The sequence below is a fragment of the Pseudomonas botevensis genome, from assembly GCF_019145475.1.
GTDB lineage: Bacteria > Pseudomonadota > Gammaproteobacteria > Pseudomonadales > Pseudomonadaceae > Aquipseudomonas > Aquipseudomonas botevensis.
On sequence record NZ_JAHTKI010000009.1, the window covers coordinates 247,001 to 262,489 of the forward strand.

The window sequence follows — 15,489 nt, forward strand, 5'->3', positions numbered from 1 at the left end:
CGGTTTTGTATCTGGCAAAAAGACTTTCAATTTTCGAGAACAGGGCAAGGAGTGACAGCATGAGTCAGGAATGGGATGCCGGTCGGCTGGACAGCGACCTCGAAGGCGTAGCGTTCGATACCCTGGCCGTACGTGCCGGTCAGCACCGTACGCCGGAAGGCGAGCACGGTGATCCGATGTTTTTCACTTCCAGCTACGTGTTCCGTACCGCCGCCGACGCTGCCGCGCGGTTTGCCGGTGAAGTGCCGGGCAACGTCTATTCGCGTTACACCAACCCGACCGTGCGTGCATTCGAAGAACGCATCGCCGCGCTGGAAAGCGCTGAACAAGCTGTCGCCACCGCGACTGGCATGGCCGCGATCATGGCGGTGGTGATGAGCCTGTGCAGCGCCGGCGATCATGTGCTGGTGTCGCGCAGCGTATTCGGCTCGACCATCAGTCTGTTCGAGAAGTACTTCAAGCGTTTCGGCGTGGAAGTCGACTACGTGCCGCTGGCGGACCTGTCGGCCTGGGATGTGGCGATCAAGTCCAATACCAAACTGCTTTTCGTCGAGTCGCCATCCAATCCGCTGGCCGAGCTGGTGGACATCACCGCACTGGCGGAAATCGCTCACGGCAAAGGCGCGATGCTGGTGGTCGACAACTGCTTCTGCACCCCGGCGTTGCAGCAACCGCTGAAACTCGGCGCGGACATCGTTGTGCATTCGGCGACCAAGTTCATCGACGGCCAGGGCCGTTGCATGGGTGGTGTGGTTGCCGGTCGCAGCGAGCAGATGAAAGAAGTCGTCGGCTTCCTGCGTACCGCCGGGCCGACTTTGAGCCCGTTCAATGCCTGGATTTTCCTCAAAGGCCTGGAAACCCTGAACCTGCGGATGAAGGCGCACTGTGCCAACGCCCAGCAACTGGCCGAATGGCTGGAGCAGCAGGACGGCATCGAGAAGGTGCATTACGCGGGTCTCAAGAGCCATCCGCAGCACGAACTGGCCCAGCGCCAGCAGAAGGGCTTCGGCGCCGTGGTGAGTTTCGAAGTCAAGGGCGGCAAAGAGGGCGCCTGGCGCTTTATCGATGCGACCCGACTGATTTCGATCACCGCCAACCTCGGTGACAGCAAAACCACCATCACGCACCCGAGCACCACCTCCCACGGTCGCCTGGCGCCGCAGGAGCGGGAAGCGGCGGGTATCCGTGACAGCCTGATCCGCATTGCGGTCGGTCTGGAAGACGTGGCAGACCTGCAAGCGGACCTGTCGCGCGGTCTGGCGGCGTTGTGATCGAGTTGTCTTCTCCCAATGCGAGCACCCATGGCCGCGTTGCGCTGGTCACGGGGGCCGCTCGCGGTATCGGTCTGGGGATCGCAGCCTGGCTGATCAGTGAAGGCTGGCAGGTGGTGCTGAGTGACCTGGATCGTGCGCGTGGCTCGAAAGTGGCGAAGCTACTGGGCGAAAACGCCTGGTTTGTCGCGATGGACGTGGCTGACGAGAATCAGGTGAAAGTGGGCGTGGCCGAAGTGCTGGGGCAGTTTGGTCGTCTGGATGCCTTGGTGTGCAACGCGGCGGTGGCCGATCCGCACAACATCACGCTGGAGAGCCTTGATCTGGCTTACTGGAATCGAGTGCTGGCGGTGAATCTCACCGGGCCGATGCTGTTGGCCAAGCATTGTGCGCCTTATCTGCGGGCGCACAGCGGGGCGATCGTCAATCTGGCGTCGACCCGCGCGGCGCAGTCTGAACCCGATACCGAGGCTTATGCGGCGAGCAAGGGTGGCCTGTTGGCGCTGACCCATGCATTGGCGATCAGCCTGGGGCCGGAGATTCGCGTCAATGCCGTCAGTCCGGGCTGGATCGATGCGCGGGATCCTTCGGCGCGTCGCGCTGAACCGCTGACCGAGATCGATCATGCCCAGCATCCCGCGGGCAGGGTAGGGACGGTCGAAGATGTGGCGGCGATGGTCGCCTGGTTGCTGTCGAAGAATGCCGGTTTCGTCACGGGCCAGGAGTTCGTGGTGGACGGCGGCATGACCAAGAAGATGATTTACAGCGAGTAGATCGCGCTTTAACCCGGGCGTCGGTGGCGGATGTGCCGATGTCTTCGCGAGCAGGCCCGCTCCCGTATTTGGAATGCATTCCTCTTGCGGGAGCGGGCCTGCCCGCGAAAGTGGTCTGGTTGCGCAGGGGAGGGCGGTTGGCGCTGATTCCCGGCGCAGCGACATGATTTTGTCTTTTTCAGAAAAACTTCAATCCTGCTATTGACTTAGGTTCGCTACCTGCGTAAATTTCGCGGCCTCGGAGATGCAAACGGGTGATTAGCTCAGCTGGGAGAGCGTCTGCCTTACAAGCAGAATGTCGGCGGTTCGATCCCGTCATCACCCACCACTCCCGAGAGTCTTGCGAAAGCAAGATGGAAGGCTGAAATGCCTCCACCGACGCGCAGCGGTAGTTCAGTCGGTTAGAATACCGGCCTGTCACGCCGGGGGTCGCGGGTTCGAGTCCCGTCCGCTGCGCCATATTTTACGAGTCAGGCGATGTCTGGTTCGCGATTGCAAAGCACCGAAGCTTTCAATCAAACGAGTTACTTGAGCGCAAGCTCAAAGCGATACGCAGCGGTAGTTCAGTCGGTTAGAATACCGGCCTGTCACGCCGGGGGTCGCGGGTTCGAGTCCCGTCCGCTGCGCCATATCTGCTTCGAGGACCACTGAACGCCTTGAAGCGCCGAAACCAGCAGCTGGCTGATTCGGATCGATAGCAAAGACCCTGGTCGAAAGACCGGGGTTTTTTGTGTCTGAAATTTGACCTTTCCTCCTTTGCCCCCTCCCAAGCTCCGGCTCCCTCATCAGCACAAATCCCACAGTATTTTTTTGATTCTTTAGTCAGATTTTTGTTTCCAGTTGTTTTCCGCAGGCGCAGAAACCTATAAAGTTAACCTTTCGGTCAGCTTTGCACTGTCATCACAGCCCTTTGTTTCGCCAGAAAGGGCTTCTGCAAGACTCGAGATTCCCAGTACATAACCAGAAGGGTGGATCCATAACCACCCAGAGGATGATCCATGTCCAACCGTGAAATATCCCGGCGCTCGTTCCTTCAGGGCGGGCTGGTGGCGGGGGTGAGCGTCACGCTCACGCCGCTCAGCAGCCAGGCGCTGGCTGCCTTGATGGAAAACAGCGTGACCGTGCCGTCCGAGCAATGGCTCGGCAATAACGGCAAGGCACGCCAGCGTAACGATGCCTTGTCCAAGGTCTGCGGCAGCAAAGTGTTTGCTCGCGATATCCGTTCCAGGGACATGCCGGGCTGGCCTCAGCAGCAAGGCCATGCCATGTTGCTGAAAACCATCAAGGCCGACCGCGTCTACGACGGCTATGACCTGTCGTGGCTCGGCGCTGATTTGCAGCCTGATCGCATCGTCACCGCTGCCGATCTGGACCAGGACGGCATCGTATTCCCGGAAGAGCACGCCCCGGACCCGTTGCTGCCGCCAGGCAAGGTGCCGATGTTCATCGGTCATCCGGTGGCGATCCTGATCTGGAACGATTTCGAGCGCTTCCGCCAGGCCAAGAACAAACTCAAATTCAATGACAAAGCGATTCGTTACGGCGCCCAGGTGCCGTTCTACGAAGGCGATCCCTATGGCAGTTTCCGTTACGTGCGCGTCGGCGGTGCGACTTCGGCGGACGAAGATGAGTTCGCCAGCCTCAAGGACTCGATCCTGTTCCCGATGCTCAAGAACCGTCGCCCGGTATGGAATTCCCAGCCGAACCTGCACGGCAACCTGACCGAGCGCGGCCTGTTCTACGCCGACCGCATGAAAAAAGAGATCGACACGCCGCCGGACAACTGGCTGGTGTTCGACGAGCGCTACAAGACCCCATCGATCGAACCGGCCGCCATGGAGCCGGACAACGGCAACGGCTGGTACGACCCGGCGACCAAGACCCTGCATTTCGTCGTCGCCACCCAATGCCCGCTGGAAACCGCGACCGAGACCGCGAAAATGATCGCGCCGTCGCGCTATGGCCTGGCCAATCTGAACATGCACCCTGGCTACACCGTGGGGTACGGTTCGAAAGACCACAACATTTTCGTTTACTACGCAGCCCTTGCCGCGTTGTACGGCGCCGGTGTGCCGGTGCGTCTGGCGAACGACCGCTACGAGCAGTTCCAGAGCGGTATCAAGCGTCACCCGTTCGACATCCGTTATCAATTGGCGGTGGACAAGACCGATCACAGCTTCAAGATTTTCCGCGCGCAAATGAGCGTCGACGGCGGTGGCCGGATCAACTACAGCCCGTCAGTGGCGGCGGTTGGCGCCACGGCGGCGCAGTCGATCTACTACATGCCGCAAAACGATCTGCAGGTCACCGCGTACCACTCCCGCGCGGTTGAAGCGGGTTCGATGCGCGGCTACGGCACCCTGCAAAGCATGGCTTCGACCGAAATGATGGTCGACGAAATCGCCGGTCGCCTCGGTGTCGATGCGATCGACCTGCGTCGCAAGAATGCGTTGCGCTCGGGGATGAAAAACACCCAGGGCGCGATTCCGGCCGGTGCGTTGCGCCTGCACGAGATTCTCGACAAGGCGTCGCTGCACGAAGTCTGGAAAAACCGTGACGCGATCAAGAAGCAGCGCGAAGCGGCGGATCCGGATAACTGGTACGGCGTCGGTTTCGCCATCTGCCAGAAAGACTTCGGCACCGGCTCCGAAGCGCCGATGGCCAGCATCGAGTTCAGCGCCGACGGGCGTATTTCCCTGCGTCATATCGGCATCGAGATCGGCACCGGCATGTCCACTTCGCAAGCGCTGGTCGTCGCCGATTTCCTCGGCAGTCCGGCCCACGATGTGAAGACTGGCGAAACCGAATGGAAGGAAATGCAGCTGGTCACCGCCGGCAACCCTTACATCATGAGCCAGGCCGAGCAGGACAACTTCCTGCGCAATCCACGCTGGGTTGGCAAACTGGCGTCGGCCTCGTCGGCGACCAACTCGGCCTACTACTTCAGCCACGCCACCCGTGAAGCGGCGCGTGTGCTGTTCAACCACGGTTTGTGGCCGGCAGCGCTGGAAATCTGGCGACAAGGCCCGTACGGCGGCCAGGCCAACCCTTATGTGGTGCGGCGTGAAGACGCGCATTGGGTCGACGGCAAGCTGACTGCCAACGGCATGCAGCCACTGAGCTTCGAAGAGCTGGCCAAGCGTGCCCATGAACGCGGTCTGGTGACCGGTGCCACGGTACACGGCTTCAACCGCTGGAGCTGGGCCGAGGCCGAGTACAGCATCGACGGCGTGCGCGAACGTCTGCCGCTGGATGGTCTGGCCGTGAAGTACGGCGATGGCGCTCCAAATGCGAAAAAGGCGCAGATGAACAGCGCCGGTTTCCACTTGCTGGATCGGCAGAACGTCGCCTATCCGGTGGTTCAACTGAACAATGCCGCCGTGACGTACTACAGCCCGGTCGCGACGCTGGTGGAACTGAAGGTCAACAAAGGTTCGGCAGAAGTGGAAGTGCTCAACCATCACTCGTGGCTGGAGTGCGGCCGGGTGCTGGTCGAAGAACTGGTCAAGGGCCAGCTCGAAGGCGGAATCGCCATGGGGATCGGTCACGCGCTGATGGAAGAGATGCCGTTGTACGAGGGCGGGCCGGGGGAGGGTGACTGGAACTTCAACCGTTATCGCCTGCCGATGGCGCGTCACGTTGCGGTGTGGAAACAGACGGCGGAGATCCTGCCGCCCCTGTCGCCAAGCGACCCGTCCAAAGGCATCGCCGAGGTGGTGATGATTCCGGTGGTCGGCGCCATCGGCAACGCCGTGGCTCACGCCATCGGTAAACGTGTTCGCGATCTGCCAATCACTGCTGCGCGCATCAAGGAGGCCCTCAATGGCTAACCGTCCGCTTCAACTGACTCTCAACGGTCAATCCGTCGGCCCGGTGGACATCCCTGATGACCTGCCGATGATCGATTATCTGCATGAATACAAGAACCTCACCGGTTCGCGCCTCGGCTGCGGCCAGGGTATCTGCCACGCCTGCGTAGTGATCGTCGACAACCCGGACGGCACCAGCGAAGAAGTGCGCACCTGTATCACCGGTGCACATTATTTCGAGGGCAAGAAAGTGCGCACCATCGAAGGCCACGCCAAGCGTGACGAGCAGGGCCAGGTCACCGAACTGAACCCGATCCAGCAGCGTTTCGTCGACGAATTCGCTTTCCAGTGCAGCTATTGCGCGCCAGGTTTCGTCAATGCCGCCACCGTGCTGGTGGAGAAACTGCAACGCCAGCCGATCGTCAAAAGCCAGCTGGAGCAGGTCATCGAGGACAGCCTCGGCCATCACGTCTGCCGTTGCACCGGGTACGTGCGTTACTACAACGCCACCCGCAACGTGCTGACCGATCTCGGCCTGGTCAAGGAGGGTTAAGCATGAAGCGTTTATTGACCCGCCTGACCCTGGCGGTCGGGCTGGCTGCGCCGGTGTTTCTGGCGCACGCGGATGATGCGGTCAAGCGCGGCGAGTACCTCGCCCGCGCCGCCGACTGCATGGCCTGCCACACCGCGCCGGGTGGCGCGCCCTATGCCGGCGGGCTGCCGATCGTGTCACCGTTCGGCACGATCTACGGCACCAACATCACCCCGAGCAAGGAGCACGGGATCGGCCTTTATACCGATGAAGAGTTCTTCGCCGCGCTGACCAAGGGCAAGCGTCGTGATGGCGCCAATCTGTACCCGGCAATGCCTTACACCTCGTATCACTTGATGCCGCGAGAGGACTCGGACGCGATTCACGCGTATCTGAAAACCGTCGAGCCTATCGAGCGCGCTGCGCCGGTAACCAGCCTGAGCTTTCCGTTCAACGTGCGCCTGGGCCTGACGGGTTGGAACATGCTCTACGGCAAAGACGTGAAGCTGGAGTCCGCCGAGGGCAAAAGCGAAGCCTGGAAGCGCGGCCAATACATGGTCGACGTGCTCGGCCATTGCGGCGAATGCCACACCCCGCGCGGTTTGCCGGGAGCGATGCAGCAAGACAAACGCATGACCGGCGGCATCCTCAACGGCTATCTGGCGCCGAGCCTGCTGGCGACAGACCTGACGGCACGGGGCTGGAATCATCAGGATCTGAGCACGTTCCTCAAGCACGGGATGAGCGCCCAGGGCACGATGTTCAACGAGATGTTTCCGGTGTTCCACAACAGCACTCAGGGCCTGAACGATCCTGACCTGGCGGCGATGGCCACCTTCCTGCTCGGCGACAAGCCGCCAGCGGCAAAAGAGTTGACCGAAGTGTCTCTGGACAAGCTCAGTGCCAGTGCCCAGCGTGGTCGTCAGGAATATTTGAACGTCTGCGCCGGGTGTCACGCGGCCGGTGGTGAGGGCAAGCCGCACATCGCCGTCGCCATGCGCGGCAACACCACGCTGCGCCTGGAAGATCCGCGCAACTTGCTGCGGGTCATCGAGGATGGCATCGGCGAGCAGAAATTCGCCGGGTTCGAACACATGCAACCGATGCCGGGCTTCGCCGACAAGCTGAGTGCCGAGCAACTGACCGATCTGCTGAATTACCTGCGTCAGGGTTGGGGTGGTCAGGCGGGCGAACTGGCGGTTGGCGATGTGCAGAAGCTCCAGGCTGACGCACCGTCCGTCGAGCATAAGGCGCACTGACCATGCAGCATCTCGATCTGCAAGTGGTGCGCCGAGCGCTGGAGTGGTCGACCGCCGGACAGCGCATCTGGCTCTGTACCGTGCTGACGACCTACGGCTCGGCGCCGCGCGCGCCGGGTTCGCTGCTGGCGGTGAACGATGGCGGGCAGTGGATCGGGTCGCTGTCCGGCGGCTGTGTCGAGGAAGACTTTCTCGAGCGCGTCGCGGAAGGTGCGTTTTTCGATCCGGTCAACGTCGTGCGTTACGGGGAAGGCGACGATCCGCGTTCGCGGGTCAGCCTGCCCTGTGGCGGTATTCTCGATGTGCTGGTAGAGAAATTTGACGCCGGCTGCGAGGTGCAGGCGCATCTGCGTGAACTCGAATCGGCGCTGCTGGGGCAGCGTCGGTTGATCCGCGAGGTCGATCTGGCGACAGGTGCGCGCGGTCTGTTTGCCGATCGCGAGCAAGGTGCGCGGATCGAGCGCGAGATTGATCGGGTAAGGATTCGTGTCGGCGCGGCCCAGCGATTGTTGCTGGCGGGGTATTCCAGCGTGGCGCAGGCATGTGCCGATTTTGCGGTCGGTCTCGGGTTCGAGGTGATTCTCTGTGATCCCCGCGATGAGGTGCTGGAAGGTGTGGTGCTTGATGGCGTGGAGATTCGTCGGCAATTGCCGTCGGTGTTCATTGCCGATGGCGGCTGTCACCGTGATACGGCGGTGGTGGCGTTGACTCACGATCCGCGTATCGACGACCTGGCGATGATGGAGGCGGTGCGCACTGAGGCTTTTTATATTGGTGTGATGGGTTCGCTGCAGACGTCGCAGAAGCGCTTCGAGCGGTTGCGCCGGATTGGCGGGCTGGGGGAGAGCGAGCTGGCGCGGATTCACGCACCGATCGGCCTGAACCTCGGCAGCAAGACCCCGGCGGAAATTGCTCTGGCGGTGCTGGCGGATATCTTGCGGATCCGTAGCGGGATTGCTCGGGAGCAGCTCTGATTCCCGGGCAAAAAAAAGGGCCGCTGTCCTAGCGGCCCTTTTCTATTTGCGGCTCATCAAACGCCCAGTTTGTCCCGCAGCCCGTAATACCATGCGCCCAGCGCGGCAAACGGTGTGCGCAGCATTTGCCCGCCAGGGAAGGGGTAATGCGGCAGATCGGCAAACGCATCAAAACGCTCGGCCTGACCGCGCAGGGCTTCGGCCAATACCTTGCCGGCCAGATGCGTGTAGGTGACGCCGTGGCCGCTGCAACCCTGGGAGTAATAGATGTTGTCGCCCAGGCGTCCGACCTGCGGCAAGCGCGACAGAGTCAGCAGGAAATTTCCGGTCCAGGCGTAGTCAATCTTCACATCCTTGAGTTGCGGGAACGCCTTGAGCATTTTCGGGCGGATGATCGCCTCGATGTTCGCCGGATCCCGCGCGCCATAGACCACGCCGCCGCCGAAGATCAGACGTTTGTCACCTGTAAGGCGGTAGTAGTCGAGCAGGTAATTGCAGTCTTCAACGCAGTAATCCTGCGGGAGCAGGGTTTTCGCCAGTTCATCACCGAGGGGCTCGGTCGTGATGACCTGCGTACCGCACGGCATTGATTTGGCCGCCAGTTCCGGCACCAGATTGCCGAGATAGGCGTTGCCGGCCACGATGATGAACTTGGCCCTGACCTTGCCTTGCGGTGTATGCACCACCGGATTGGCGCCGCGCTCGATGCGCATGGCTGGCGATTGTTCGTAGATCGTGCCGCCCAGGGATTCCACGGCGGCGGCTTCACCCAGCGCCAGGTTCAATGGATGAATATGGCCGCCGCTCATGTCGAGCATGCCGCCCACGTATTGATCACAGGCCACCACTTCGCGGATGCGGCGCTGGTCGAGCAGCTCCAGTTGTGTGTGACCGAAGCGCTCCCACAGGCGCTTCTGTGATTCCAGGTGACCCATCTGCCTGGCCGAGAGGGCGGCGAACACGCCGCCGTCCTTCAGGTCGCACTGGATGTTGTATTTGCTGACCCGCTCACGAATGATCCGGCCGCCTTCGAACGCCATCTGCCCAAGCAATTGCGCCTGTTTCGGGCCGACCGTGCGCTCGATCACATCAATATCACGGCTGTAGCTGTTGACGATTTGCCCGCCATTGCGACCCGAGGCGCCGAAACCGACCTTGGCCGCCTCCAGTACAGTCACGCGAAAACCGTTCTCCAGCAGAAACAGGGCCGAGGAAAGCCCCGTATAACCAGCGCCAATCACACAGACATCCGTCTCCACATCATCCTGCAAGGCCGGACGTGGCGGTACGGCATTGGCCGATGCCGCGTAATAAGACTCTGGGTAAGGGGTGTTCGCCATCCTGCAGCCTCTGTTTAATATATTTTACGAGTGCGTCGATCCTACCCGAGTTGAAAATCCTCCGCCAGCCACCGGAAAATCTTCTTTGCCGGGGCGAAATTAAATATTTTGCATATTCATAGGGTTAGGTGAAAAAAAGGTGTTGACACCCCTCCGGAATTCCGTAGAATGCCGCCTCACAGCAGGCACGTAGCTCAGTTGGTTAGAGCACCACCTTGACATGGTGGGGGTCGTTGGTTCGAGTCCAATCGCGCCTACCAAACAAAATCCGCTCTGCTGGGCGGTCTAGAGGGGTCACCGGAAACGGTGACCCCTTTTTGCTTTCTGCGATTTGCAAAACTTTTGCAGAACCCATCTTGAGCGTTTCTGTGTCGGACTGGATTTTTCGGTTGTGGCTCAATTGCCGTCTATCAGCAATTTTTGTTATCAGCCATGAAAATAGTGTGGATATTGAAAGGCTTACGATTCTATTTAACCAACCGGTTATCGAAAATAGCTTGTTACAAGTACGTTGGTTCAGTAATATCCGTCCCGCGTTCACCACCACGGTTTATGCATTTTTAAATCCCAAGCTTCCATCAGCTGCTTGGGATTTTTTTTGCCTGCGATTTGCCTTCCTCTGATATCCCTTCCTGTCCTTTCGACAAGTATTGCGCTCGACGCTCTGTCGGGCAGAGTCACGCTTTATCGACTACTACTGTCTGGCCGATTTCCTACTCTGCCTGGCGGGAGTTCATCAATGCTAGTTCATTGGTTTCTTGCAGCGATTCATCTATTGGCGTTTGCCTTGGGCTTCTGGGCCGTGTTGACTCGTGGAACGGCATTCAGTCGTCTGGCGGCCGGGGCGGGTGAAGTTCGACGGGTATTGCTGGCGGACAATCTGTGGGGGATTTCGGCGCTGGTGCTGCTCGTCACCGGCGGCATGCGCGCCTTTGGTGGTTACGAGAAGGGTTCTGATTATTACCTGCACCAACCGCTGTTCCATCTGAAGATGACGCTGTTTGTGCTGATCCTGCTGTTGGAGCTCGCACCGATGGTCACGCTGATCAAATGGCGTATTGCCCAGGCGCGGGGCGCGACCCTCGATATCGGACGTGCAAAGGTATTTGCCCGCATCAGTCATGTCGAAGCGTTGTTGTTGATTCTGATGGTTGTGGCGGCCACCGGCATGGCGCGTGGCGTGACGTTCGGCTAGACGGACGGATTCCCTGCTCTTCTTCGGAAACGTCCGACAGCCAACCATTGAAATGATGGTTAGTATCGGTTGCGAAAAAAGGAGGCACGCGCAGGAGGGAGAGGCGTTGCGGGTTTCGTGGCCCATGAGGCAGGGGCGGTACGACGCTTGAATCTTTAGCCAGCCATTACACGAAGGCAAACGAACTGGCTACTGACTGCGATAGGGCTCAGGGAGTCTGCGGCTTGTCCGGGGCGGTCAGGCCAGCCTGAATGCGTTGGTAGATCTCTTCGCGGTGTACGGCAACGTTCTTCGGAGCGTTGATGCCGATGCGAACCTGTTGGCCGCTGACGCCGAGAATGGTGATCGTTATGTCGTCACCAATGTTTATGCTTTCACCGACTTTGCGGGTGAGTATCAGCATGGTCTTCTCCTTGATTGCTTGTGGGGCACCTGATGCAGGCAGTGCAGAGGTCGGTGGTACGTATAGATTAGTGCGAAGTCTCACATTTTGGGTGCATCTTTCTGACGCGCAGATGCGGCATTAATTCCCAGCGCGTAACTATACAGGTGCTGTAATCATCAATCTCGTTGTTTTGTGCCCATTTTGTTGGACTCGGAAAGCATTCGCGAATGTTAAGATCGCCGCTTTCGGAATTCAGAGGGACGCGTTGTGCGCAAATTGGTCTGGGTAGTCGCGGCTCTGGTCCTGGCAGGATGTGGTGAAGGCAAGAGTGTGGATGCGCAAAAGCCGAAGTCGGAGGCCGTTGCGGCGTCTGCCGTAGCCTCGGCACCACAGTGGGATCTTGAGGTGCGTGGTGAAACCACTCAGGCGGTCAGCGACCTGAGCGGCTGGTTGATCGAGCACGCTTTTGTGCCCAGCGTGATCAAGGACAGCAGTGGCAATACCCGGATTCTGGTTGGCCCGTTCAACTCGAAAGCCGATGCCGAAGCGCGTCAGGTTGAGTTGAATGCTGCCCTGGTTCGGGCGAAAAAGCAGAACATCGAATCGCTGGTGATCGAGCGCACAGCCGCTCAGTAAGGGATCCATTCGGCGGGGAAGGCTAAAGGGCGTCTGGTGTGGCTCGTTTCAATGGAGTTACCGACGAATCCAGAAGGAGCTCCCGATGGCCTCCGCCACACCCTACAAATTGTTCGATGTAGTGCTGCGTCAAAAGCAACAGTTAAGCCCTCATCTGATGCGGGTAACGCTTTCCGGTCCGCCAGTGAGCGAGATGGCAACCTGGGCGCCGGATCAGCGGGTCAAACTGTTTTTCCCTGCCCAGAATGGGTCGCCTTCAAGACTGGCTCAAAGTGAAGGCTGGTATAACCGTTTCCGTTCAATGCTGGCGGATCGGCGTCCGGCAATGCGCACCTATACCATCCGTCATTTGCGTGCAGAGCAGGGCGAGGTGGACATCGATTTTGTCTTGCACGGTGAGACCGGTCCCGCCTCGCGATGGGCGTTGCATGCGCAGCCGGGAGAGTCGATGCAGATTCTGGCGCCCGACAGCCGTTTCTCGGGCAAAGAAGCAGGTGGCTACGAGTGGAAGCCTCCACAGAACCTGAAGCAGGTTTTGCTGGTGGCCGATTCGACTGCGTTGCCGGCCGCGATGGGAATCCTGGACGAACTGGCGGCACTTGCCGAGCCGCCACAGACCCAGGCGTTTTTCGAGGTGGAGAGTACGCAGGACATGCTGCCGGTCCCGGATTGGCCGGGTCTGTGCGTGGAGTGGCTGATTCGGGAACAGGCGGGGGCGGCAGTGGCTGGCACGCTGATGGTGGAGGCGGTGCGTCAGGCCGTATTGCCAGTGGATGCATCGTCAGTCGGCCAAGCGATCGAGTTGGCGGATGTCGACATAGACAAGGACATTCTCTGGGAGGTTGCCGACCTGGCTGCCGAGGGATTCTATGGCTGGGTCGCCGGCGAGTCCGCTGCGGTGATGAGTCTGCGCAAACATCTGATCAAGGAGCGTGGCATTCCTCGTGACTCGCTCAATCTGATGGGCTACTGGCGTTACAACAAGCCCGGCAGCTAGCCACAAAAAAGGCCTCGAACTTAATGTTCGAGGCCTTTTTTGTGCGCGGTAGGTCAACCGCAGGCTTTCATATTCACCGGTCCGACGAACTCATTGCCGCGACCCATCACGCACGCCACGCTTTGATTACGCTGGCGTTCCCAGTCCTGGACCGGGTAAGTCTTGTCCCATGCTTCGTAGAGTTGCCGGTCTTGCTTCGACAGGCGCAAGCCATATTGCTTGCTCATGTAGAAATAGGTGCGGGCGATCATGCCGCGAATCGAAGGGCGGGGCATGACCTTCTTCGCCTTGAAGTCGACCTGAGTCAGGCATGAGCCGTACTGGCCTTTCTGCACAGGCAGCCAGCCGTAGCTGAAATTGCTGCGGTCGCCGTTGACCTCGCCGATGCTCGGCACGAGGTTGTGCAAGTCGGCTTCGGCTTTCTGATAGGACGGATCGTAGCGCGTGCAATTCTTGCGACCGCCGTCCTGCCAGCACTGACGCTGATGGCCAAACTCCCAGGCCGGGACAATATGTTCCCATTCGATTCGTGATGCGCGTTTGGCGTTTTTGCGGGGCACATAACCGCAAGCGGCCAGATCTACCTTGTTGCCTGTGTATTTGCAGCCGCAATAAAACTCGGTGGACTGTGGTGCGTACAGCTTCCAGGCGACCTTCTTGGCTTCGTTGAATGTGCGCGGCGCAGCAGCCTGGGCACCGATGGAAATGAACAGCAACAGCAAAGCAAAACAGCGGACACTCATTGAATCAATCTTCCTTAGGCACAACCCAGAAAATCTGCACACCACCATCGTCGCGATAAGCGAGCGTGACGTTGTCGTTCTCGTCAATCTCCTCAAGCAAGCGCTCCCACTCATCCACGGGTTCATCCGCGAGGCGGAAAATCAGGGCGGCTTTGGCTTTTTGTGCGGAGGGGGAATTGATGATTTTTTGAACACGCATGCCCATGCGTTCGTAAGCGTCAGGAGCATCAGGGGAGGTGGCCACGAGGTTATCCTTATTAAGCTGTACGTGCATACAGTATTTAACTGTGGGCATTTTCGCAACTGCTTAAAATTAAAGAGAATCCTCTGACAGCGCTTTTCCGGTTTTGATGTGGTGCAGGTTAAATTTTTCTGCAGGAAAGATCAGAATCAACTGTAGGCATCTCCTCACCACTCGCCGCAATGGCGAGTGGTGAGGAGATGCCCGATCAAGAGCGGATCGGGCGGAGGCGAATCAGTATTCCCAGAACATCCGCTGCAGTTCTTTGCTGTCGTTGGTTTTGGTCAGGGCGACCATGGCCAGGATGCGGGCTTTTTGCGGGTTCAGATCATGGGCGACGACCCAATCGTACTTGTCGTCAGGCTGTTCGGCGTTGCGCAGAACAAAACCGCCGGCATTGACATGAGACGAGCGAATGATCTGCACGCCGTCCTTGCGCAGGGCTTGCAGGGTCGGAACTACGCGAGAGGAAACCGAGCCATTGCCGGTGCCGGCGTGAATGATCGCTTTGGCGCCAGACTGCGCCAGTGCCTTGTAGGCAGTGTCACTGACATTGCCGTAGGAATAGGCGATTTCCACATCAGGAAGGCTCTTGATGTTCTTGATGTCGAACTCCGAGTCCATGGTGTGGCGCTTGGCTGGCAGGCGGAACCAGTAAGACTTGCCCTCTACCACCATGCCCAGGGGGCCCCAGGCACTTTTGAACGCTTCGGTTTTGATGTTGATCATCTTGCTGACATCGCGACCGGACTGGATTTCGTCGTTCATGGTCACCAGTACGCCTTTGCCGTGGGCTTCCTTGCTGCTGGCCACCGCGACCGCGTTGTACAGATTGAGCATGCCATCTGCGGACATGGCAGTGCCTGGGCGCATGGAGCCGACAACAATGATCGGCTTGTCGGTTTTTTCCACCAGGTTCAGAAAATAGGCAGTCTCTTCGAGGGTATCGGTGCCGTGGGTGATCACGATGCCATCGACATCCTTGCTGTCCGCCAGCTCGGCAACGCGGCGGCCCAGTTGCAGCAGGTTGTCATTGGTGATGCTTTCCGAGGCGATCTGCATGACTTGTTCGCCACGCACATTGGCCAGCTTGCTCAGTTCGGGAATGCCGGCGATCAGTTGATCAACACCCACTTTGGCCGCTTGGTAAGTGGCGCTGTTGGCAGCGCTGGCGCCAGCGCCGGCGATGGTGCCGCCTGTCGCGAGAATGACGACGTTGGCGAGTTTGGTCTGGGTTTCGACTTCTTTTGCCTGAGCGGCAGAGGGCAGGAGCAGCAGGAGGGCCATGGCGCCCGGAAGCAAAGTACTGAATGCAGATTTCATTATTTTCTCTT

At 59.4% G+C, this 15,489-nt stretch carries 15 protein-coding genes and 4 tRNA genes; 14 read left to right on the forward strand and 5 right to left on the reverse strand.

Annotated features, from left to right (window positions below; translation table 11 throughout):
• Positions 1 to 59: 59 nt before the first annotated feature.
• The 9 genes from KVQ74_RS14215 (at position 60) to KVQ74_RS14255 (ending at position 8,618) form a co-directional block, all read left to right on the forward strand.
• The gene (locus KVQ74_RS14215; protein ID WP_217831714.1) at positions 60 to 1,271 is read left to right on the forward strand and encodes an O-succinylhomoserine sulfhydrylase; all 1,212 of its coding nucleotides are present in this window, start codon (positions 60 to 62) and stop codon (positions 1,269 to 1,271) included.
• Positions 1,268 to 2,044, forward strand: coding sequence for an SDR family oxidoreductase (locus tag KVQ74_RS14220; RefSeq protein WP_217831715.1), 777 nt, complete (start codon positions 1,268 to 1,270; stop codon positions 2,042 to 2,044). The genes KVQ74_RS14215 and KVQ74_RS14220 overlap by 4 nt, the downstream gene beginning before the upstream one ends.
• A gap of 252 nt (positions 2,045 to 2,296) precedes the next feature.
• Positions 2,297 to 2,372, forward strand: a tRNA-Val gene (locus KVQ74_RS14225).
• Positions 2,373 to 2,426: 54 nt separating this feature from the next.
• Positions 2,427 to 2,503 (forward strand) — tRNA-Asp (locus KVQ74_RS14230).
• A 93-nt stretch (positions 2,504 to 2,596) separates the two neighbouring features.
• Positions 2,597 to 2,673, forward strand: a tRNA-Asp gene (locus KVQ74_RS14235).
• Between the two features lie 369 nt (positions 2,674 to 3,042).
• Complete coding sequence (locus KVQ74_RS14240) at positions 3,043 to 5,874, forward strand: xanthine dehydrogenase family protein molybdopterin-binding subunit (protein ID WP_217831716.1); 2,832 nt, start codon at positions 3,043 to 3,045, stop codon at positions 5,872 to 5,874.
• Entirely contained in the window at positions 5,867 to 6,406 is a 540-nt protein-coding gene (locus tag KVQ74_RS14245) for a (2Fe-2S)-binding protein (protein ID WP_217831717.1), read from the forward strand. The genes KVQ74_RS14240 and KVQ74_RS14245 overlap by 8 nt, the downstream gene beginning before the upstream one ends.
• A 2-nt stretch (positions 6,407 to 6,408) precedes the next feature.
• Positions 6,409 to 7,644: a c-type cytochrome gene (locus KVQ74_RS14250; RefSeq protein ID WP_217831718.1), complete on the forward strand. Its 1,236-nt coding sequence runs from the start codon at positions 6,409 to 6,411 to the stop codon at positions 7,642 to 7,644.
• A gap of 2 nt (positions 7,645 to 7,646) precedes the next feature.
• Positions 7,647 to 8,618, forward strand: coding sequence for an XdhC family protein (locus tag KVQ74_RS14255; protein WP_217831719.1), 972 nt, complete (start codon positions 7,647 to 7,649; stop codon positions 8,616 to 8,618).
• A 56-nt stretch (positions 8,619 to 8,674) separates the two neighbouring features.
• On the opposite strand, the gene KVQ74_RS14260 is transcribed toward KVQ74_RS14255, so the two are convergent.
• Positions 8,675 to 9,958 carry an NAD(P)/FAD-dependent oxidoreductase gene (locus KVQ74_RS14260; RefSeq protein WP_217831720.1) on the reverse strand — a complete coding sequence of 428 codons (1,284 nt, stop codon included), beginning with the start codon at positions 9,956 to 9,958 and terminating at the stop codon, positions 8,675 to 8,677.
• A gap of 183 nt (positions 9,959 to 10,141) precedes the next feature.
• Here KVQ74_RS14260 and KVQ74_RS14265 point away from each other — a divergent pair.
• The 3 genes from KVQ74_RS14265 to KVQ74_RS14275 all read left to right on the forward strand — a co-directional run bounded on the left by KVQ74_RS14265 (position 10,142) and on the right by KVQ74_RS14275 (position 11,153).
• A tRNA-Val gene (locus KVQ74_RS14265) sits at positions 10,142 to 10,218 on the forward strand.
• Between the two features lie 108 nt (positions 10,219 to 10,326).
• Entirely contained in the window at positions 10,327 to 10,581 is a 255-nt protein-coding gene (locus tag KVQ74_RS14270; protein ID WP_217831721.1) for a hypothetical protein, read from the forward strand.
• A gap of 116 nt (positions 10,582 to 10,697) precedes the next feature.
• Complete coding sequence (locus tag KVQ74_RS14275) at positions 10,698 to 11,153, forward strand: DUF2214 family protein (RefSeq protein ID WP_217831722.1); 456 nt, start codon at positions 10,698 to 10,700, stop codon at positions 11,151 to 11,153.
• A gap of 208 nt (positions 11,154 to 11,361) precedes the next feature.
• On the opposite strand, the gene csrA is transcribed toward KVQ74_RS14275, so the two are convergent.
• The gene (gene csrA, locus KVQ74_RS14280; RefSeq protein WP_003179932.1) at positions 11,362 to 11,556 is read right to left on the reverse strand and encodes a carbon storage regulator CsrA; all 195 of its coding nucleotides are present in this window, start codon (positions 11,554 to 11,556) and stop codon (positions 11,362 to 11,364) included.
• A gap of 249 nt (positions 11,557 to 11,805) precedes the next feature.
• Here csrA and KVQ74_RS14285 point away from each other — a divergent pair, with 249 nt between their 5' ends.
• Both KVQ74_RS14285 and KVQ74_RS14290 read left to right on the forward strand, forming a co-directional pair.
• Positions 11,806 to 12,174, forward strand: coding sequence for an SPOR domain-containing protein (locus KVQ74_RS14285; protein WP_217831723.1), 369 nt, complete (start codon positions 11,806 to 11,808; stop codon positions 12,172 to 12,174).
• An 85-nt stretch (positions 12,175 to 12,259) separates the two neighbouring features.
• Positions 12,260 to 13,171, forward strand: coding sequence for a siderophore-interacting protein (locus KVQ74_RS14290; protein ID WP_217831724.1), 912 nt, complete (start codon positions 12,260 to 12,262; stop codon positions 13,169 to 13,171).
• Between the two features lie 53 nt (positions 13,172 to 13,224).
• On the opposite strand, the gene KVQ74_RS14295 is transcribed toward KVQ74_RS14290, so the two are convergent.
• The 3 genes from KVQ74_RS14295 to KVQ74_RS14305 form a co-directional block, all read right to left on the reverse strand.
• Positions 13,225 to 13,914, reverse strand: coding sequence for an endonuclease (locus tag KVQ74_RS14295; protein ID WP_217831725.1), 690 nt, complete (start codon positions 13,912 to 13,914; stop codon positions 13,225 to 13,227).
• Positions 13,915 to 13,918: 4 nt separating this feature from the next.
• Positions 13,919 to 14,188, reverse strand: coding sequence for a DUF1654 domain-containing protein (locus KVQ74_RS14300; protein WP_404822680.1), 270 nt, complete (start codon positions 14,186 to 14,188; stop codon positions 13,919 to 13,921).
• A gap of 201 nt (positions 14,189 to 14,389) precedes the next feature.
• Positions 14,390 to 15,478, reverse strand: coding sequence for an asparaginase (locus KVQ74_RS14305; RefSeq protein ID WP_217831727.1), 1,089 nt, complete (start codon positions 15,476 to 15,478; stop codon positions 14,390 to 14,392).
• Between the last annotated feature and the right edge of the window lie 11 nt (positions 15,479 to 15,489).